The organism is Agromyces sp. Marseille-P2726, assembly GCF_902809835.1.
GTDB lineage: Bacteria > Actinomycetota > Actinomycetes > Actinomycetales > Microbacteriaceae > Agromyces.
The window spans coordinates 177,676-193,259 of record NZ_CADDWM010000015.1 but is presented as its reverse complement, the minus strand read 5'-3'; the positions used below and the strand labels follow the sequence as shown (position 1 = coordinate 193,259).

Sequence of the window (15,584 nt, the reverse complement as noted above, 5' to 3'; positions counted from 1 at the left end):
CCGGTTCGACGCTGATTGGCAGACTGGGAAGGTGATCGTCGTCGTCTGCCCTGGACAGGGCTCCCAGACCCCAGGATTCCTCTCCCCATGGCTCGCCGACGAGTCCGCTGCAGAGCACCTGGCCGAGCTGTCGGATGCCGCGGGCATCGACCTCGCGGCCCACGGCACCGTGAGCGACGCCGACACCATCCGCGACACGGCGGTCGCCCAGCCGCTCATCGTCGCGGCTGGCCCCCTCGCTCTTCGCACGCTCCTGGCCGCCGGCCGCACCGCTCGCATCGGCGGCATCGCCGGCCACTCGGTGGGTGAGATCACCGCCGCGGCCGGGGCCGGCATCTGGGCCGACGTCGACGCCATGCGCTTCGTGGCCGAGCGTGGGCGAGCGATGGCGGATGCCGCGGCGCTCGCGCCGACCGGCATGAGCGCGGTCATCGGCGCCGACGAAGACGCCCTGCTCGCGCGTCTCGCCGAACTCGGCCTCGAGCCCGCGAACTTCAATGGAGGCGGGCAGATCGTCGTCGCCGGTGCACTCGACGCGCTCGAGACGCTCAAGGCCGAGCCGCCCGCGGGTGCGCGCGTGATCCCCCTCCAAGTGGCCGGCGCGTTCCACACGCGCTACATGCGACCGGCGGTCGAACGCCCCGCGGCGGTCGCGGCCGACCACGATGTCTCCGACCCCGGGGTGACGCTGTGGTCGAACCGCGACGGCGGCACCGTGGCATCCGGACGGGCCTTCGTCGACCTGCTCGTCCGACAGGTGTCGTCCCCCGTGCGATGGGACCGGTGCATGGAGTCGTTCGCCGCGGCCGGCGTCACCGGCATCATCGAGGTGGTGCCCGCCGGAGCCCTGGTCGGGCTCGCCAAGCGCGCGCTGAAGGGCGTGCCCACCATCGCCGTGAAGACTCCCGACGACCTCCCCGCCGCGATCGAGCTCATCGACCAGGCTGCCGCCTGACCGCCCACGAGAAAGCCACGCATGATCAAGCACACCCTCCAGCAGTCGCACGGACCGGCCTACACCCGTATCTACGCGGTGGGCGCGGCCCGCGGCGAGAACGCCGTGCCGAACGACGACCTCGTCGGGCCGATCGACTCCTCCGACGAGTGGATCCAGCAGCGCACCGGCATCGTGACCCGTACCCGAGCGGGTGCCGACGTGGCTGCGGTCGACCTGGCGACGGAGGCCGCGCGCGAGGCCATCGGGCGGTCGGGGGTCGCGCCCGAGCTCATCGACCTCGTCATCATCGCGACGATCTCGAACGTCCAGCAGACCCCGTCGATGGCAGCCGTCGTGGCCGATCGCGTCGGCGCGAACCCGGCGGCGGCGTACGACACCAACGCGGCGTGCGCCGGCTACGCCTACGCCATCGCCCAGGCCGACGCCCTCATCCGCACGGGCGTCGCCCACTACGCACTCGTCATCGGCGCCGAGAAGCTGTCCGACGTCGTCGACCCCACCGATCGCAGCATCTCCTTCCTCCTCGGCGACGGTGCCGGTGCCGTCGTGCTCGGGCCGAGCGACTTCCCCGGCATCGCACGCACCGTGTGGGGCTCCGATGGCTCGAAGGCGGCGGCCGTCGGCATGAACCACACGCTCACCGAGTTCCGCGACGGGGCATCCGAGTGGCCGACCCTCCGCCAAGAGGGCCAGACCGTCTTCCGCTGGGCCGTGTGGGACATGGCCAAGGTGGCGAAGCAGGCAATGGATGCCGCGGGCGTCACGAGCGCCGACCTCGCCGCGTTCATCCCCCACCAGGCGAACATGCGCATCATCGACGAGTTCGCGAAGCAGCTGAAGCTCCCCGAGTCCGTGGTCATCGCACGGGACATCGCCACGACGGGCAACACGTCGGCGGCCTCCATCCCGCTCGCAACGCACCGGCTCCTCGAGGAGCACCCCGAGCTCTCCGGAGGGCTGGCCCTCCAGATCGGCTTCGGCGCCGGCCTCGTGTTCGGCGCCCAAGTGGTGGTTCTGCCCTGAACCGCCGACCCGCGTCCATCTAGACTGTCTCTCGGTCAAACGAGACACCCTCAAGGAGAAGAACATGGCATTGTCCACCGAAGAAGTGCTTGCCGGCCTGGCCGAGCTCATCAACGACGAGACCGGCATCGCGACCGACACGGTTGAGCTGGACAAGTCGTTCACCGATGACCTCGATATCGACTCGATCTCGATGATGACGATCGTCGTCAACGCCGAGGAGAAGTTCGACGTCAAGATCCCCGACGAAGAGGTCAAGAACCTCAAGACCGTCGGCGACGCCGTCGACTACATCGTCAAGGCCCAGGCCTAGTCGCTGATCGGGCGGGCCCGCGCGACCTCGTGCGGCCCGCCCGTCGGCGTGATCCCCCTTCCTCCAACGGAGTGCTTTCGTCATGACCAAGAAGATCGTCGTCACCGGGATCGGTGCATCCTCGCCGCTCGGCGGCACCGCTCGCGACAGCTGGAACGCCCTGCTCGCCGGCGAGTCCGGCGCCCGCCACCTCGAACAGGAGTGGGTGGGTGAGCTCGAGCTGCCGGTGACGTTCGCCGCGACCGCCAAGGTCGCGCCGCACACGGTGCTCGAACGCCACGAGCAGAAGCGACTCGACCCCTCGAGCCAGCTCGCGCTGCTCGCCGGCCGAGAGGCGTGGGCCGACGCCGGTGCGCCCGAAGTGGCGCCCGAACGCCTCGCGGTCGACTGGTCGACCGGCATCGGTGGCGTCTGGACGCTCCTCGACGCGTGGGACACGCTGCGCGAGCGGGGCCCGCGCCGGGTGCTGCCGATGACCGTGCCGATGCTCATGCCGAACGGCCCCGGCGCGGCGATCGGCATGGACCTCCACGCTCGAGCCGGCATCCGCACGGTCGTCTCGGCGTGCGCGTCGAGCACCGAGGCCCTCGTGAACGCGTACGATCATCTCCAGCTGGGCCTCGCCGATGTCGTGATCGCCGGCGGTTCGGAGGCCGCGATCCACCCGCTGCCCATCGCCGCGTTCGCCTCCATGCAGGCTCTGTCGCGGCGCAACGACGACCCGGCGGGCGCTTCGCGGCCGTACGACGTCGGGCGAGACGGATTCGTGCTCGGCGAGGGGGGCGCCGCACTCGTCATCGAGACCGAGGAGCACGCCAAGGCGCGCGGCGCCCGCATCTACGCCGAGCTGCTCGGCGGCTCGGTGACGAGCGACGCGTACCACATCACAGCGCCCGACCCCGAGGGCTCGGCGGCGGCGCGGGCGATGAAGCAGGCCGTCGAGGGTGCCGGCGCGGCGCTCACCGACGTCGTGCACGTGAACGCGCACGCGACGAGCACACCCGTCGGCGACATCGCGGAGTACAACGCGCTCCGCCGCATCTTCGGCAGTGGCCTCGACGACATCGCCGTCACCGCCACGAAGGCGTCCACCGGGCACCTCCTCGGCGGCGCGGGTGCGATCGAGGCGATCTTCACGGTGCTCGCCCTCCACGAGCGAACCGCTCCGCCCACGATCAACCTCACCGACCAGGACCCCGAGATCCCGCTCGACGTCGTCACCTCGCCGCGCCCCCTCGGAGACGGCGACCTCGTGGCGATCTCGAACTCGTTCGGGTTCGGCGGCCACAACGCCGTCGCGGCGTTCCGCACTGCCTGAGCGGGAGCGGGCGCCCCGGGGCATCCGGGCTCACCGCGGAAGACCCCGACCGCCATCCGTCGGTCGGGGTCTTCCGCGTCGCGTCCGCGATTTCGGTCGTGCAAGCGCCGGGAAGGATCATCCGACGATCGCGTCACGCCATCGCGTCGGCAGCCGAATCAGCCGACCTGGTGCAACCAGACGACCGGGGCGAAGTCACTCGCGTGCCGGAACGGTTCGAGCTCGTCGTCCCACGCCTGGCCGAGCGCGAGTCGGAGCTCGCGGTGCAGCTCGATCGTGTCGTGGCCGGCGATCTCCATGGCGTAGCGGATCCGGTCCTCGGGCACGACGACGTTGCCCGCGGTATCGGTCTGCGCGAAGAACACGCCGAGATCGGGTGTGTGCATCCATCGCGCGCCGTCGGAGCCGGGGCTCGGGTCTTCGCTCACCTCGAACCGGAGCTGCTCCCAGCCGCGAAGTGCCGACGCGAGCTTCGCACCGGTGCCCGTCTCGCCCTCCCAGTAGTACTCGGTTCGGAGCAGGCCGCGGTAGACCGGCTGTTCCGACCAGTCGAAGTTCACGGCAGAGCCGAGCGCCCGCCCGGCGGCCCATTCCACATGCGGGCAGAGCGCCCGCGGCGATGAATGCACGAACAGCACGCCTCGCGCTGTGCGCGCGGCGTGCGTGACCTTCTCCGCCATCTCCGTCTCCGTTCTCGAGGTGCGTCTTCCCCTACGACCTCGGAACTGCGGATTGCGGTGTGTTCGATTGCCGACGGCTGGGCCGTCATGGGCGATTATGCCGGGGATTGCCGTGCATGACAAGGCTCCACACGGGCGGAACGGCGCGGATCGCGCCATCTCGGAGTGTGTCCGGCCGTACCCTCCGCACCAGGAGAACAGTATGCTCGGTGAAGCGTTCTCACCGTTCCCGTTCCTCTCCACCGGAGGCTCCATGGCCGTTCGCGACGCGCTGCTCGCGCTGCTCACCGCCGGTCCAGCGTACGGATTCCAGCTGCACGGGGGCATCATCGCCCGCACCGGCGGTCGGCGAACGGGCAACGTCGGGCAGACGTACGCCACCCTCGAGCGGCCCGCCCGGCAGGGGCTGATCGAGCCGGCGGGGGCGACCGACGACGGTCTCCCGCTCCATCGCCTCACCGCTGCCGGTCGCGAGGCGGCTGTGGGGTGGTTGCACGGGGCGGATGCCTCGGGTTCCGACCCGTGGGACGAGACGATCGACCGCGTGCTCATCGCGCGTTCGCTGCCGGAGTGCGACGCCGCGACCGTCGTGGCCGAGGAACGCGATCGGTGGTCGGCACGGCGAGATGTCGCGTCGGCCCGCGTCGAACACGCCACACGAGACGGCACAGCCGGAACGGTCGACGCGGAGGACGAGGCCGAGGCCGACCTCGCCCGGCTCGCGGCATCCGCCGATCTGCATCGCGCTCACGCGGCGCTCGCCTGGATCGACGCCGTCGCGGCGGCCGACCGCCTCGCGTATCCGCCGAAGGCGACGCGACCCAAGCGCGGACGACGGCCCGCCGCGAGGTCGTCGGCGGACACCACCGCTCGCGAAGCGGCTCAGCCTCCGGCCATCGCGTAGCTCTCGACCACCGCGAGGGCGAGCGGGAACTCCACCGGGAACTCAGCGAACAGGAGGCGCCCGGCCTCCCGTGCCGACGCCTGCACGGCATCAGCGACCTCGGCGGCGACCGGTTCGGGGGCATGCACGATGATCTCGTCGTGCAGGTAGTAGACGAGGTGCGGCGCACGTCGGAAGACGGGGCCCGACCGTGGCGCGTCGGCGAACTGGGCGCCGGTGCGACGCGCGATGACCTCGAGGCGGCTCCGAAGTGCCGCCATCCAGCACAACGACCACTCGGCCGCGCTGCCCTGCACGACGAAGTTCCTCGTGAATCGGCCCCAATCGCGCGCCGACGATCTCGCGCGACGCTCATCGGAAGGCGTCGCCTCGGGTTCGCTTGCCCGCGCTTGCACCGCGCGCCACTCTGCGGACGGCGGAGGCGAGGATCGGCCGAGGAGCGTCGTCACCGAACCGCCGCGCTCGCCCACGTGCGCCGCACGGTCGACCAGCGCCATCGCACGGGGGAACGCCCGTGCGAGCCGCGGCACGAGCCGCCCGCTGTCGCCGGTGGTGGCGCCGTACATCGCGCCGAGGATGGCGATCTTCGCCTCGTCACGGGTGGCGACGACACCGGCATCGACCAGTCGGGCGTAGAGATCGCGACCACGACTCGCCGCCGCCATCGCCTCGTCGTGCGACATGCCGGCGAGCACCCGCGGCTCGAGCTGGGCCGCGTCGGCCACCACGAGCGTCCAGCCGGGATCGGCGACCACGGCGCGGCGCACGAGTTTCGGCAGCTGCAGTGCGCCGCCACCCGAAGTGGCCCACCGGCCGGTCGCCGTGCCCCCGGGCACGTACTCGGGACGGAACCGCCCGTCGACCACCCACTCGTCGAGCCAGGCCCAGCCGTTGGCACTGAGCAACCGCGCCAGCTTCTTGTAGGCGATGAGCGGCTCGATGGCCGGGTGGTCGTGCTCCCGCAGCTCCCACCTCGCGGTCGACGAGACGCCGATGCCCGCGGCACGGAGCGCACGCAGGAGGTCGACCTGGGAGTCGAGGTTCACGGATGCCGCGCCGAGCTCGTCGCGCACCCGGGCGGCGAGCTCCTCCATCCGTGCCGGCTTCCATCCGGGCGCGGGCCGAGGGCCGAGCTCGCCCTCGAGCACGGACTCGTGAACCCTGCGATCCCAAGGGAGACCCGCCGCCTGCATCTCGGCGCCGATGAGGGCGCCCGCCGACTCGGCGGCGAGGAGGAGGCGAAGGGCGGCCGGGTCGGAGCTCTCGTCGACCAGGGCGAGCTGGCGCTCGAGCTCACGGGTCAGCGCGTCGCCGGCCGGGTCGGGGCCGATGGCGGCATCCTTCGCGGCCTCGCTCGCTGCCGGCCTTCGGTCGTCCGGCCGCGACCCCTGCGTCCCGTCATCGAAGTCGTCGAGGTCGAAGAGCGTGGTGCTTCGGTCGGTCGATGGGGCGGGAACGGACTGCCCCGCCTCGGCAGGACCCGGCGGCAGCCATGCGGGCCGCGGATACCGCCCCGTCGCCCGAGTCTGCTCGGTGAACGTCGAGTGGTCGACGATGGCACCGCAGAGACGGAGGTCGTGGCAACGCCCGACCCGCACGCCGGCCTCGAGCAGGGCTGGGTACGACCGGCGGGTGTCGGCCCACACCCAGCGGGGCCTCGACCTCGCCTCGAGCTCTCGCACGACGTCGGGAAGCTCATCGGTCGCCACGACGGCGATCGGCTCGCCTCCTCGCTCGGGAACGGTGAGCGCAAATCGGTCTCGCCCCGCGGCCCCGATGATCACGTGCACCTGCTCATTCTCGTGGCAGCGGACGACAGTGTCGGCGGCATCCGCCACGATGGACCCGTGGAACTTCGGGGTGATCGACCGTGGTCGCGGTGAGCTTCCGGTGCGGGCACGGCGCCGACGCCGGGGCCGCGGGGGTCGTGGCGCTGGGCCGCGTCTGTCCGCTCTGCATGCTGATCGACGAGACCCACCGGTCGCGAGCAGAGCTTCTCGGCAGGGTGGCTCCGCCGCATCGCACCGCGCTCGCCCGCGAGACCCGAGTCGGCGCCAGCTACGAGTGGGTCTGCACGCGCGGGCACGATCGCTACACGGCCACGGTGCGCGAGATGCTCACCGGCACCGCGTGCGCCAAGTGCCGCACGAGCGCGACCGCTCCGGCGGCGGTCGCCGAGGCGGGTTTGCCGTTCATGAACCCATCGCTGCGAACGCGCACCTCGCAGACCGAACAGCGGCTCAAGGCGATGCTCGCCGAACGCATCCGACTCAATCACCGCGTCAACGCCATCCACATCGCGCGCACGTTCTACAGCCGCCGCGAGGTCTGGCCCGACGTCATCGTGCCGGCGCTGCGCATCGCCGTCGAGTACGACGACCCGGGTCGGTCTCGGCGTGCGCACCTGGTGCTGAAGGAGGCATCCGACCTCGAGAAAGACGACGCGCTGCGCGAAGTCGGCTGGGAGGTGATTCGAGTTCGTGCGGGCGGGCTCGCTCCGCTCGGCCCTCATAGCGTGGTGTGCGGCCAGCTCACCCCCGACGTCGTCGCAGAAGTGGTCGCCACCATGCGGCGCATCCGCGGAGACGCCGCCGTCGATGCGATCTCGGTCGGGCCTCTCATCGCTGCGGCTCCCGAGACGCTCGACCTAGGCTGAGAGCCATGGCACGGCTTGCATCCAACCGACCTCGAGTGTCACCTCGATCGACATGAGCGCCGACGACGAGGACCTCGTTGCCAGCGAGACACCGCTCGACGAGTGGCTGCACCACCTGGCGCAGGCGCACGGAGCGCCCGGAGGCGGCGCGGCGTGCGCGGTGATGACGGCCATCTCCGCTGCCCTGCTCGGCATGGTGGCCGGATACTCGGATGACGATCCGGCAGCCGGGCGGGCGTCCGCGAGGGTCGACCGGGTTCGACGCCGGGCGACCGCGGCAGCGGAGACGGACGGCGAGCGATCTGCCGCGTTCGGGGCGGCGCTCGCGATGGATGCCGGTCCTGATCGCGAACGCGCGGTGCGCTCGACCACCGTCGAGGCGACGGCTTCCTCGGTCGCGGTGGGCAGGCTCGCGGCATCCCTCGTCGACGAAGCGCGCCTGCTCGCCGACATCGGCAACCGCCATGTCGAAGCCGACCTCATCGTCGCCGTCGAAGCGCTTTCGGCGGCGCTCGCCGGGTCAGCAGCCACGGCGAGAGCCGACCTGCAGATCCTGTCGGCGCACCGCGCTTCCGGCGACGATCTCGACGATCGCATCGACACGTTCCAGCGCGACCTCGATGAGCTCGAACACGCGCGAGCCGAGGTGGACCGACTGGCAGACGCGCTTCGCTGACGCAAGCCCGGATCGGAGGGCGCCCCGCCAGAGCCGCGACGCACGGTGACGCCGGCTGGCCGCCCGACTCGTCGATCAACCGTCGAGCGGGATGTCGCCGAGCTGGCGATAGAGGCCGAGCCGGTCGTATTCCACCCAGTCCTCCGCGAGCTTCCCGCCAGCGAAGCGCCCGATGATGATGGCGGTCCACACCGCCTTTCTCCCCGACGCGGCGATCCCGGCCCAGTCGCCGTGCAGAGTTCCGCGCCAGCGACCGCGCCACACGCCGCGGTCGCCGGCGAAGAAGAGGTCGTCGAGCGTGTAGGTGAGGTCGGGGAAGGCGGTGAAGAAGCTCGACATCGCCGCCCGCCACGCCGGCAGTCCCTCAAGGGTCTCCTGGCCCATCCAGTGGGACGAGAGGTCCTCGACCCAGTACGACCCGAGATCGTCGAGCTCATGCCGGTTGAACACCGCGTCGATGTACTCGCGGATCAGCGTCTCATGGGTGGATGCGGACATGGCGATCGCTCCTCGAGGCGTCGGTGATGGCGGGGAATGGTTCCGCCTGTCTCCTACAGGCTGGCCCCGGCCGGCGGGCCGCGTCAACGAATCGCCGCGAGGGAACGGACCAGCGCGTGTCCCCGGTGCATGCGACCATCCGCAGTAGGGGCGAACGGTGGGAGGCGGGATGCGGGGCGAGGCCACGGTGTTGCACGCGGATCTCGACGCGTTCTACGCCTCGGTCGAACAGCGTGACGCGCCCGAGCTGCGCGGCCGGCCGGTCATCGTCGGCGGCGGTGTCGTGCTGGCGGCGAGCTACGAGGCGAAGGCCCGTGGGGTGCGCACCGCCATGGGCGGCCGACAGGCGCGCGACCTCTGCCCCGATGCGGTGGTCGTCCGGCCACGGATGGACGCCTATTCGACGGCCAGCCGCGCTGTGTTCGCGATCTTCCGCGATACGACGCCGCTCGTGGAGGGGATCTCCATCGACGAGGCGTTCCTCGAGGTCGGGGGTCTCCGACGCATCGCAGGCACTCCCGAGCAGATCGCGGTGCGATTGCGTGAGCGGGTTCGTACAGAGGTCGGGCTGCCCATCTCGGTCGGGATCGCGCGCACCAAGTTCCTCGCGAAGGTCGCCAGTGCGGTGAGCAAGCCCGACGGGCTTCTCGTGGTCGAGCCCGAGCGCGAGCAGGCGTTCCTGCTCCCGCTGCCCGTCGAGCGGCTGTGGGGAGTGGGTGCCGTCAACGCTGAGAAGCTGCACCGTCTCGGTATTCGCACGGTCGGTCAACTGGCCGAGCTCGAAGCCGCGACCGCGGAGAGGCTACTGGGCAGTGCGACCGGCGCACACCTCCACGCGTTGGCCCGGCTCCGCGACCCCCGCCCGGTCGACACCACCCGCCGCCGCGGCTCGATCGGCTCCCAGCGGGCGCTCGGCAGCCGTCCGCGCTCACCCGACGAACTCGACCTCATCCTCACCCAGATCGTCGATCGGCTCGTCCGCCGTCTCCGCGATGGGGGCCGGATGTGCCGCACCGTCGTGCTGCGTCTTCGCTATGGGGACTTCGCGAAGGCCACCCGATCTCGCACCCTCGGTGCACCGTCCGACCGCACGGCAGTGCTGCTGGCCGTCGCGCGAGGGCTGCTCACCGCGGCGCTGCCCGAGATCGCCGAACGCGGCATCACCCTGATCGGCGTCTCGCTGGCACAGCTGGCACGGGCCGACGGCATCCAGCCGGAACTGCCGATCGACTGGGACGACGGGGCACGCCTCGACCGGGCGCTGGATGCAGTGCGCGATCGCTTCGGCGCGATGTCCGTCGCGCGAGCCGCGCAGCTCGGTCGCGATCCGGGCTGGTCGCCGCCGCTGCTGCCCGAACACGAGTGAACGCGATGTGGCCCGCCGTCTGGCAGTGGCGACCGTCATGCGGTCGTCGAAGGGGTGGGCGTCTCAACGGCTTGTTGGGCCTCGACTCGCATGCTAGACCCATAGGCATGGGCGCCCTCGTGCAGCATCCGCCCTTGGTGACCTTGGCCGCCCTGTACGGCGCCGCCTGCAGCGTCGTGGGTCCGCGAGTCGCGGAGCGGCTGGGAGTCGAGTTCCTAGGTCGCGACCTCGCGCGCGGTCGCGACCCATACGGGACAGACCGAGACGGCGGTCGCGCAGATCGGCGATGAGCCCCGCACGCCGATGGGCCGTCTCACCGCAAGCCTCGGCCGTCTGAGCACCACGACGGGCGAGGCCGGCGGGTCGATGGAACGACTGGATCTGCAGCAGAGCGATGTGCGCGGACACATCGAGGAGGTGCTCGCACGCACCCGGCACACCGGCGGCGTGATACTGGGTCATGCCGCCATGGTCGTGCTGCAATCCGTCCCCTGGGCGCTCCACGTCTATCTGCGTGGGCCGGTCGAGGCTCGGGTGCGGCAGGCGGCGACGACGTACGGCATCGACGAGGAGACGGCGGCGCGGCGGCTCAAGCGCACGGATGCCGCCCGGCTGGAGTACGCGCGCAGGGTCTACGGCGTCCGCGTCGAAGATCCTGCGCTCTACCACCTGGTGCTCGACACGACGGCCCTGCGCCTCGACGCCTGCGTCGAGCTCATCGTCCGAGCGGCCACGGACCGCGCCCGTGACGCCCGATCCACCCGCGGCACCGAGCGTCGATCGGAACGCTGATGGCCGAGACCGGAGGTTCGCTTCGCACGTCGCAGTATCTCGGGTATGCGGCGGGTGATGCGGCGAACAACCTCACCTTCTCGATGGTCTCGGCGTTCATCCTGATCTATTACACGGATGTCGCCGGCATCAGCGCCGCGACCGCCGGCACGCTCTTCCTCGTCGTGCGCATCTGAGGCGGCGTCTCGGACCTCATCGCAGGGGGTCGGGTCGACCGGACCTCCACTCGGTGGGGCCGGTTCCGCCCGTACCTCCTGTTCGGATCGGTTCCGCTGATGCTGCTGCTCGTCGCCATGTTCAGCATTCCGAGTGCACTCAGCGACGCCGGCAAGGTGATCTGGGCGTTCGTCACCTACGCCCTGTTCCAACTTGGTCTACAGCTTCGTCAACATCCCCTACGGATCGCTTGCGGCGGCGATGACGCAGGAGTCCGACGAACGGGCGAAGCTGTCGACGTCTCGGTCGATCGCTGCGAGCCTGACGATCCTCGTGATCGCACTGGTCGTCGCCCCGCAGATCGACGGCGCCGAGAACCTCCAGCTGTCACTGACCGTCACCACGGTGGTGTTCGCCCTGGTCGGCGTCGGCCTGTACCTGTGGTGCTTCGCCACCTCGCGCGAGACGGTGAAACGCTCGACGAGCACCACGACCCTGCGCGACACGCTCAGCATGCTGCGCCAGAACCGGCCGCTGATCATCCTCTGCATCGCGGCCCTGGTATTTCTCAGCGGGATGTTCTCGCTGCAGACGGTGGCCGTCTACTACGCACGCGATGTGCTGGGCAACGCCGACTACTACATCTGGCTGACCGTCGGGCAGACCGCAGGCATGCTGGTCGCCGCCGCGATCGTCCCGAAGCTCATCAGCGCTATCGGCAAGAAACGCACCTACCTGCTCGCGGCGTTCATCGGTTCCGTGGTCGCGCTCGGCGTCGCGCTCGCCCCGTCATCGATCCCGATCATCGGGATCGTCGCCTACGGACTCCTCGGCGTTCCGCTCGGGCTCATCAGTACTCTGATCTGGGCCTTGCAGGCCGACACCGTCGACTACGGCGACTGGAAGAACGGCGTGCGTGCCGAGGGTGCCAGCTACTCCGTGCTCTCGTTCATGCGCAAGGCGGGCCAAGCCGTCGGAGGCGCAGCGGCCGCGTACACCATCGGCATCGGCGGGTACGTGTCGGGGGCCGAGACGCAGTCCGACAGCGCCATCGCCGCCGTGCGAGTGGCCGCGGGTGGTGTCCTCGTGGTCACGCTGCTCGTCACGGGACTGATCATGTTCGCCTACCCGTTGACCGAGAGCGTGTACCGCCGTCTCGTCGGCGAGATCGCCGAACGCCGAGCCGACGCGGGCGTTGCCTCGACGCCCGCAGAGTGAAGGAGGGTCACCGTGACCCAAGCTGCGTTCCCCTGGCAGGATGCCGCGGCGTCACCTCGTGAGCGAGCTGAGAAGCTCGTCGCGGCGATGACGCTGGAGCAGAAGATCGCACAGCTCCACGGCGCGATGGAGACGATCGACATCTACGCGATGTCGGCCCAGGCCGCGGAATCCGCCGAGGCCATGGAACAGCTCGCGGCGCAGATCCAGGTGGAACGACACGTGGCGGCGATGGACGAGCTGGGAATTCCGCGATTCCGGATCACCAACGGTCCCGTCGGCGTCGGGATGGGCGACGGGACGCCGAGCCCACCGGCCACGTCCCTGCCGATGACCATCGGCGTTGCCGCGAGCTTCGACCCCGAGCTCGCACACGCCTACGGCGACATCATCGGCTCGGAGACCGCGACCCTCGGCCAGCACGTGCTCGAGGGCCCGGGCGTGTGCCTGCATCGCACCACCATCGCCGGCCGCAACTTCGAGTACTTCTCCGAGGACCCCTACCTCAGCGGGGTCATGGGCGTGGAGGTGACCAGGGCGATCCAGGCGCACGACGTGATCGCGATGGCGAAGCACTACGTGCTGAACGACCAGGAGTACGAACGATTCCGCACCAGCGTCGAGGTCGACGAGCACGTGCTGCGCGAGCTGTACCTCCTGCCGTTCGAGATGGCCGTGAAAGACGCCGGCCTGGCCGCGGTGATGAGCGCGTACAACCGCGTGCGGGGCGTCTACGCCACCGAGTACCGATACACCCTGACCGACATCCTGCGCACCGAGTGGGGATTCGACGGCTACGTGCAGTCCGACTTCTGGTCGACGCGCTCTGCCGCGCCCTCCCTGAACGCCGGCCTCGACCACGAGATGCCCGACGCCAAGTGGCTGAACCAGGCGAACATCGAAGCGGCGCTGAACGACACCAGCCTCGAGGTGGCCACCGTGGACCGCGCCCTCATCCGCAGGTTCAGGCAGATGTTCCGCTTCGGGCAGTTCGAACGACCGTACGCGCCCCGCGAGATCGACGCGGCAGCGCATGGAGCGATCTCACGCAGGATCGGCGCCCAGATGGCCGTGCTGCTGAAGAACGACGACAAGCTGCTCCCCCTCGACCCTCACGCCGGCTCCATCGTCATCATCGGGCAGTCCACGTTCGTCGATGAGGCCTGCCTCGGCGGCGGCGGATCGTCGAAGGTGACGCCGCTCTACACGGTCCGGCCGCTCGACGGAATGCGCGACGTGCTGGCCAACCTCGGGTCATCCGCTGCGGTCACGAAGTTCACGGTCGCCGACGACCTCTCCAATCTCGACGAGGCGAAGCGGGCCGCCGCCGCCGACGTGGTCGTGCTGATGGCGGGGCTGGTGGCCACCGAGGGCGCCGACCAGCCCGACGCGAACATGGTGAACGACCAGGACCGGATGCTCGCCGAGCTCCTCGGTCGCAACCCGGCAACGGTCGTCGTGCTCAAGGACAGCAACCCCGTGCTGATGCCGTGGATCGACCAGGCCCCGACCCTGCTCGAGGTGTGGAACCAGGGCGCCGAAGACGGGCACGTGGTCGCCGACCTGATCTTCGGGGTCGTCAATCCGTCGGGCAAGGTCCCCACCACCTATCCGCGATCGGAAGACGACACGCTCTATGCGGGGCATCCCGAACGCTACCCGGGCATCGACGAGGGCGACGGCTACCCTGTGATCCGCTACTCCGAGGGACTGGAGATGGGCTATCGCTGGTTCCAGGCGCAGGGAATCCAGCCGCAGTTCGGCTTCGGATACGGCCTCTCCTACACCACGTTCGATCTCGACGACGTCTCGATAGAGGCACCTGATGGCGTGAACTCGCCCGTGACGGTCACCGCCGCGCTGACGAATACGGGTGCGAGAGCAGGGGCAGAGGTGGTGCAGGTCTACCTCGGCGTCCCCGCCGAGGGACAACCCCCACGGCGACTCGTCGGATTCCAGAAGGTGTTCCTCGAACCGAGCGAGTCGCGAGAGGTGACGATCACGATCGACCCGGCAGCCACGCATCATCCGTTCGCCGTCTGGGACTACTGTGCGCGCAGCTTCCAGCCGGTGCGTGGCGACTACACCGTACGTCGGCACGTCCGCCGACGACACGCGGCACACCGGCACGATCTCCAACCGATGAAGGTGGGCTGCGGCATCCATCAGCCGGCGAAGGTGCGAACGGGCATTCCCCTGACTCCGACGTCGGCGAAGAACAGCGAACCCGCGAGCGGGTCGTCGCTCGTGTCGACGTTCTCCTGCGACGTCGTGATGAACAGCCGGTCGAGGGCGTCGCCACCGAAGGTGCAGGCGGTGACCTTGCTGGCCGGCACGGTCAGCCGCTCCTCGAGCGCGCCGGTGCTGCTGTAGCGGTACACCGCACTCCCGTTCGACACCGCCGTCCACACGCCGCCCTCGGCATCGACGGTCAATCCGTCGGGCCTGCCATCGTCGGGCAGCTCGGCGAAGACGCGACGGTTCGTGAACCCAGCCTCGCGGTCGTAATCGAACACCGCGATGGCCGAGGTCGCGGTGTCGTTGTAGTAGGCACGTGTGCCGTCGGGACTCCACTCCAGGCCGTTCGACACCGTGACCCGCTCGAGCACGGTCACGACCGAGCCGTCGGGATCGAGACGGTAGACGGATGCCGCGCCTGGCGCCTGGTCGTAGGCCATCGACCCGCAGTAGAAGCGGCCGTCGGGGTCGCAGCCGCCCTCGTTCATGCGGATGCCCGGATCGCTCCACACCTCGGGGAGGGTGCTCACCGTTCCGTCGGGTTCCTCGAGTGCGAATCCTCGCTCCACCCCGATGACCGCTCCCCCACCCTGCCGCGGGCGCACCGCGGCCGCGACGGATGCGACGTGCGTGCGCTGCAGCGTGCCGTCGACCATGAGGGTCATGATGTCGCCGGCGAGCATGTCGACGAATCGCAGGCCGCCCCAGCCGGGGAACCAGACCGGGCCCTCGCCGTGGTAGACCTCTGGTCCGGTCAGTTGCTCCGCACGCATCTCTCGCCACCCGTC

13 protein-coding genes and 3 pseudogenes are annotated in these 15,584 nt (G+C 70.2%); 12 read left to right on the top strand and 4 right to left on the bottom strand.

Going from position 1 to position 15,584, the window contains the following annotated elements; genetic code table 11:
- The first annotated feature begins 31 nt into the window (after window positions 1-31).
- From HUS56_RS13515 to HUS56_RS13500, 4 genes are all read left to right on the top strand, one after another.
- Window positions 32-955, top strand: coding sequence for an ACP S-malonyltransferase (locus HUS56_RS13515; RefSeq protein ID WP_173923953.1), 924 nt, complete (start codon window positions 32-34; stop codon window positions 953-955).
- A 21-nt stretch (window positions 956-976) separates the two neighbouring features.
- Window positions 977-1,981: a beta-ketoacyl-ACP synthase III gene (locus tag HUS56_RS13510; protein WP_173923952.1), complete on the top strand. Its 1,005-nt coding sequence runs from the start codon at window positions 977-979 to the stop codon at window positions 1,979-1,981.
- Between the two features lie 64 nt (window positions 1,982-2,045).
- Complete coding sequence (locus tag HUS56_RS13505) at window positions 2,046-2,294, top strand: acyl carrier protein (protein ID WP_173923951.1); 249 nt, start codon at window positions 2,046-2,048, stop codon at window positions 2,292-2,294.
- An 82-nt stretch (window positions 2,295-2,376) separates the two neighbouring features.
- A complete protein-coding gene (locus HUS56_RS13500) occupies window positions 2,377-3,612 on the top strand; it encodes a beta-ketoacyl synthase (protein ID WP_173923950.1) in 1,236 nt (411 codons plus the stop codon).
- A gap of 158 nt (window positions 3,613-3,770) precedes the next feature.
- Here HUS56_RS13500 and HUS56_RS13495 read toward each other — a convergent pair whose 3' ends face one another.
- Window positions 3,771-4,292 (bottom strand): DUF3145 domain-containing protein, encoded by a 522-nt coding sequence (locus HUS56_RS13495; RefSeq protein WP_173923949.1) that lies wholly within the window; start codon window positions 4,290-4,292, stop codon window positions 3,771-3,773.
- A gap of 202 nt (window positions 4,293-4,494) precedes the next feature.
- On the opposite strand from HUS56_RS13495, the gene HUS56_RS13490 reads away from it, so the two are divergent.
- Entirely contained in the window at window positions 4,495-5,196 is a 702-nt protein-coding gene (locus tag HUS56_RS13490) for a PadR family transcriptional regulator (protein ID WP_173923948.1), read from the top strand.
- Here HUS56_RS13490 and HUS56_RS13485 read toward each other — a convergent pair.
- Window positions 5,175-6,980 (bottom strand): bifunctional 3'-5' exonuclease/DNA polymerase, encoded by a 1,806-nt coding sequence (locus HUS56_RS13485; protein ID WP_173924599.1) that lies wholly within the window; start codon window positions 6,978-6,980, stop codon window positions 5,175-5,177. The genes HUS56_RS13490 and HUS56_RS13485 overlap by 22 nt on opposite strands.
- Window positions 6,981-7,075: 95 nt before the next feature.
- On the opposite strand from HUS56_RS13485, the gene HUS56_RS13480 reads away from it, so the two are divergent.
- Both HUS56_RS13480 and HUS56_RS13475 read left to right on the top strand, forming a co-directional pair.
- Complete coding sequence (locus HUS56_RS13480; protein ID WP_173923947.1) at window positions 7,076-7,852, top strand: hypothetical protein; 777 nt, start codon at window positions 7,076-7,078, stop codon at window positions 7,850-7,852.
- Between the two features lie 52 nt (window positions 7,853-7,904).
- Window positions 7,905-8,528, top strand: a complete 624-nt coding sequence (locus tag HUS56_RS13475) for a cyclodeaminase/cyclohydrolase family protein (protein WP_173923946.1) — start codon at window positions 7,905-7,907, stop codon at window positions 8,526-8,528.
- Window positions 8,529-8,603: 75 nt separating this feature from the next.
- Here the strand turns inward: HUS56_RS13475 and HUS56_RS13470 are convergent, their stop codons facing one another.
- On the bottom strand, window positions 8,604-9,026 hold the full coding sequence (locus HUS56_RS13470; protein WP_173923945.1) for an ester cyclase: 423 nt from the start codon (window positions 9,024-9,026) through the stop codon (window positions 8,604-8,606).
- Window positions 9,027-9,195: 169 nt separating this feature from the next.
- Between HUS56_RS13470 and dinB the strand changes: the two genes are divergently transcribed.
- The 5 genes and pseudogenes from dinB to HUS56_RS13440 form a co-directional block, all read left to right on the top strand.
- Entirely contained in the window at window positions 9,196-10,392 is a 1,197-nt protein-coding gene (gene dinB / locus HUS56_RS13465) for a DNA polymerase IV (RefSeq protein ID WP_173924598.1), read from the top strand.
- A 246-nt stretch (window positions 10,393-10,638) separates the two neighbouring features.
- Window positions 10,639-11,184: pseudogene (locus HUS56_RS13460) on the top strand (AAA family ATPase); the annotation flags it as partial.
- A pseudogene (locus HUS56_RS17380) lies at window positions 11,184-11,507 on the top strand (MFS transporter); the annotation flags it as partial. The pseudogenes HUS56_RS13460 and HUS56_RS17380, both read left to right, overlap by 1 nt.
- A gap of 46 nt (window positions 11,508-11,553) precedes the next feature.
- Window positions 11,554-12,558, top strand: coding sequence for a glycoside-pentoside-hexuronide (GPH):cation symporter (locus tag HUS56_RS13445; protein WP_173923943.1), 1,005 nt, complete (start codon window positions 11,554-11,556; stop codon window positions 12,556-12,558).
- Window positions 12,559-12,645: 87 nt separating this feature from the next.
- Window positions 12,646-14,637, top strand: a pseudogene (locus HUS56_RS13440) (beta-glucosidase); the annotation flags it as partial.
- A gap of 86 nt (window positions 14,638-14,723) precedes the next feature.
- Here the strand turns inward: HUS56_RS13440 and HUS56_RS17375 are convergent.
- Window positions 14,724-15,569 (bottom strand): SMP-30/gluconolactonase/LRE family protein, encoded by an 846-nt coding sequence (locus tag HUS56_RS17375; protein WP_173923942.1) that lies wholly within the window; start codon window positions 15,567-15,569, stop codon window positions 14,724-14,726.
- Window positions 15,570-15,584 lie beyond the last annotated feature (15 nt).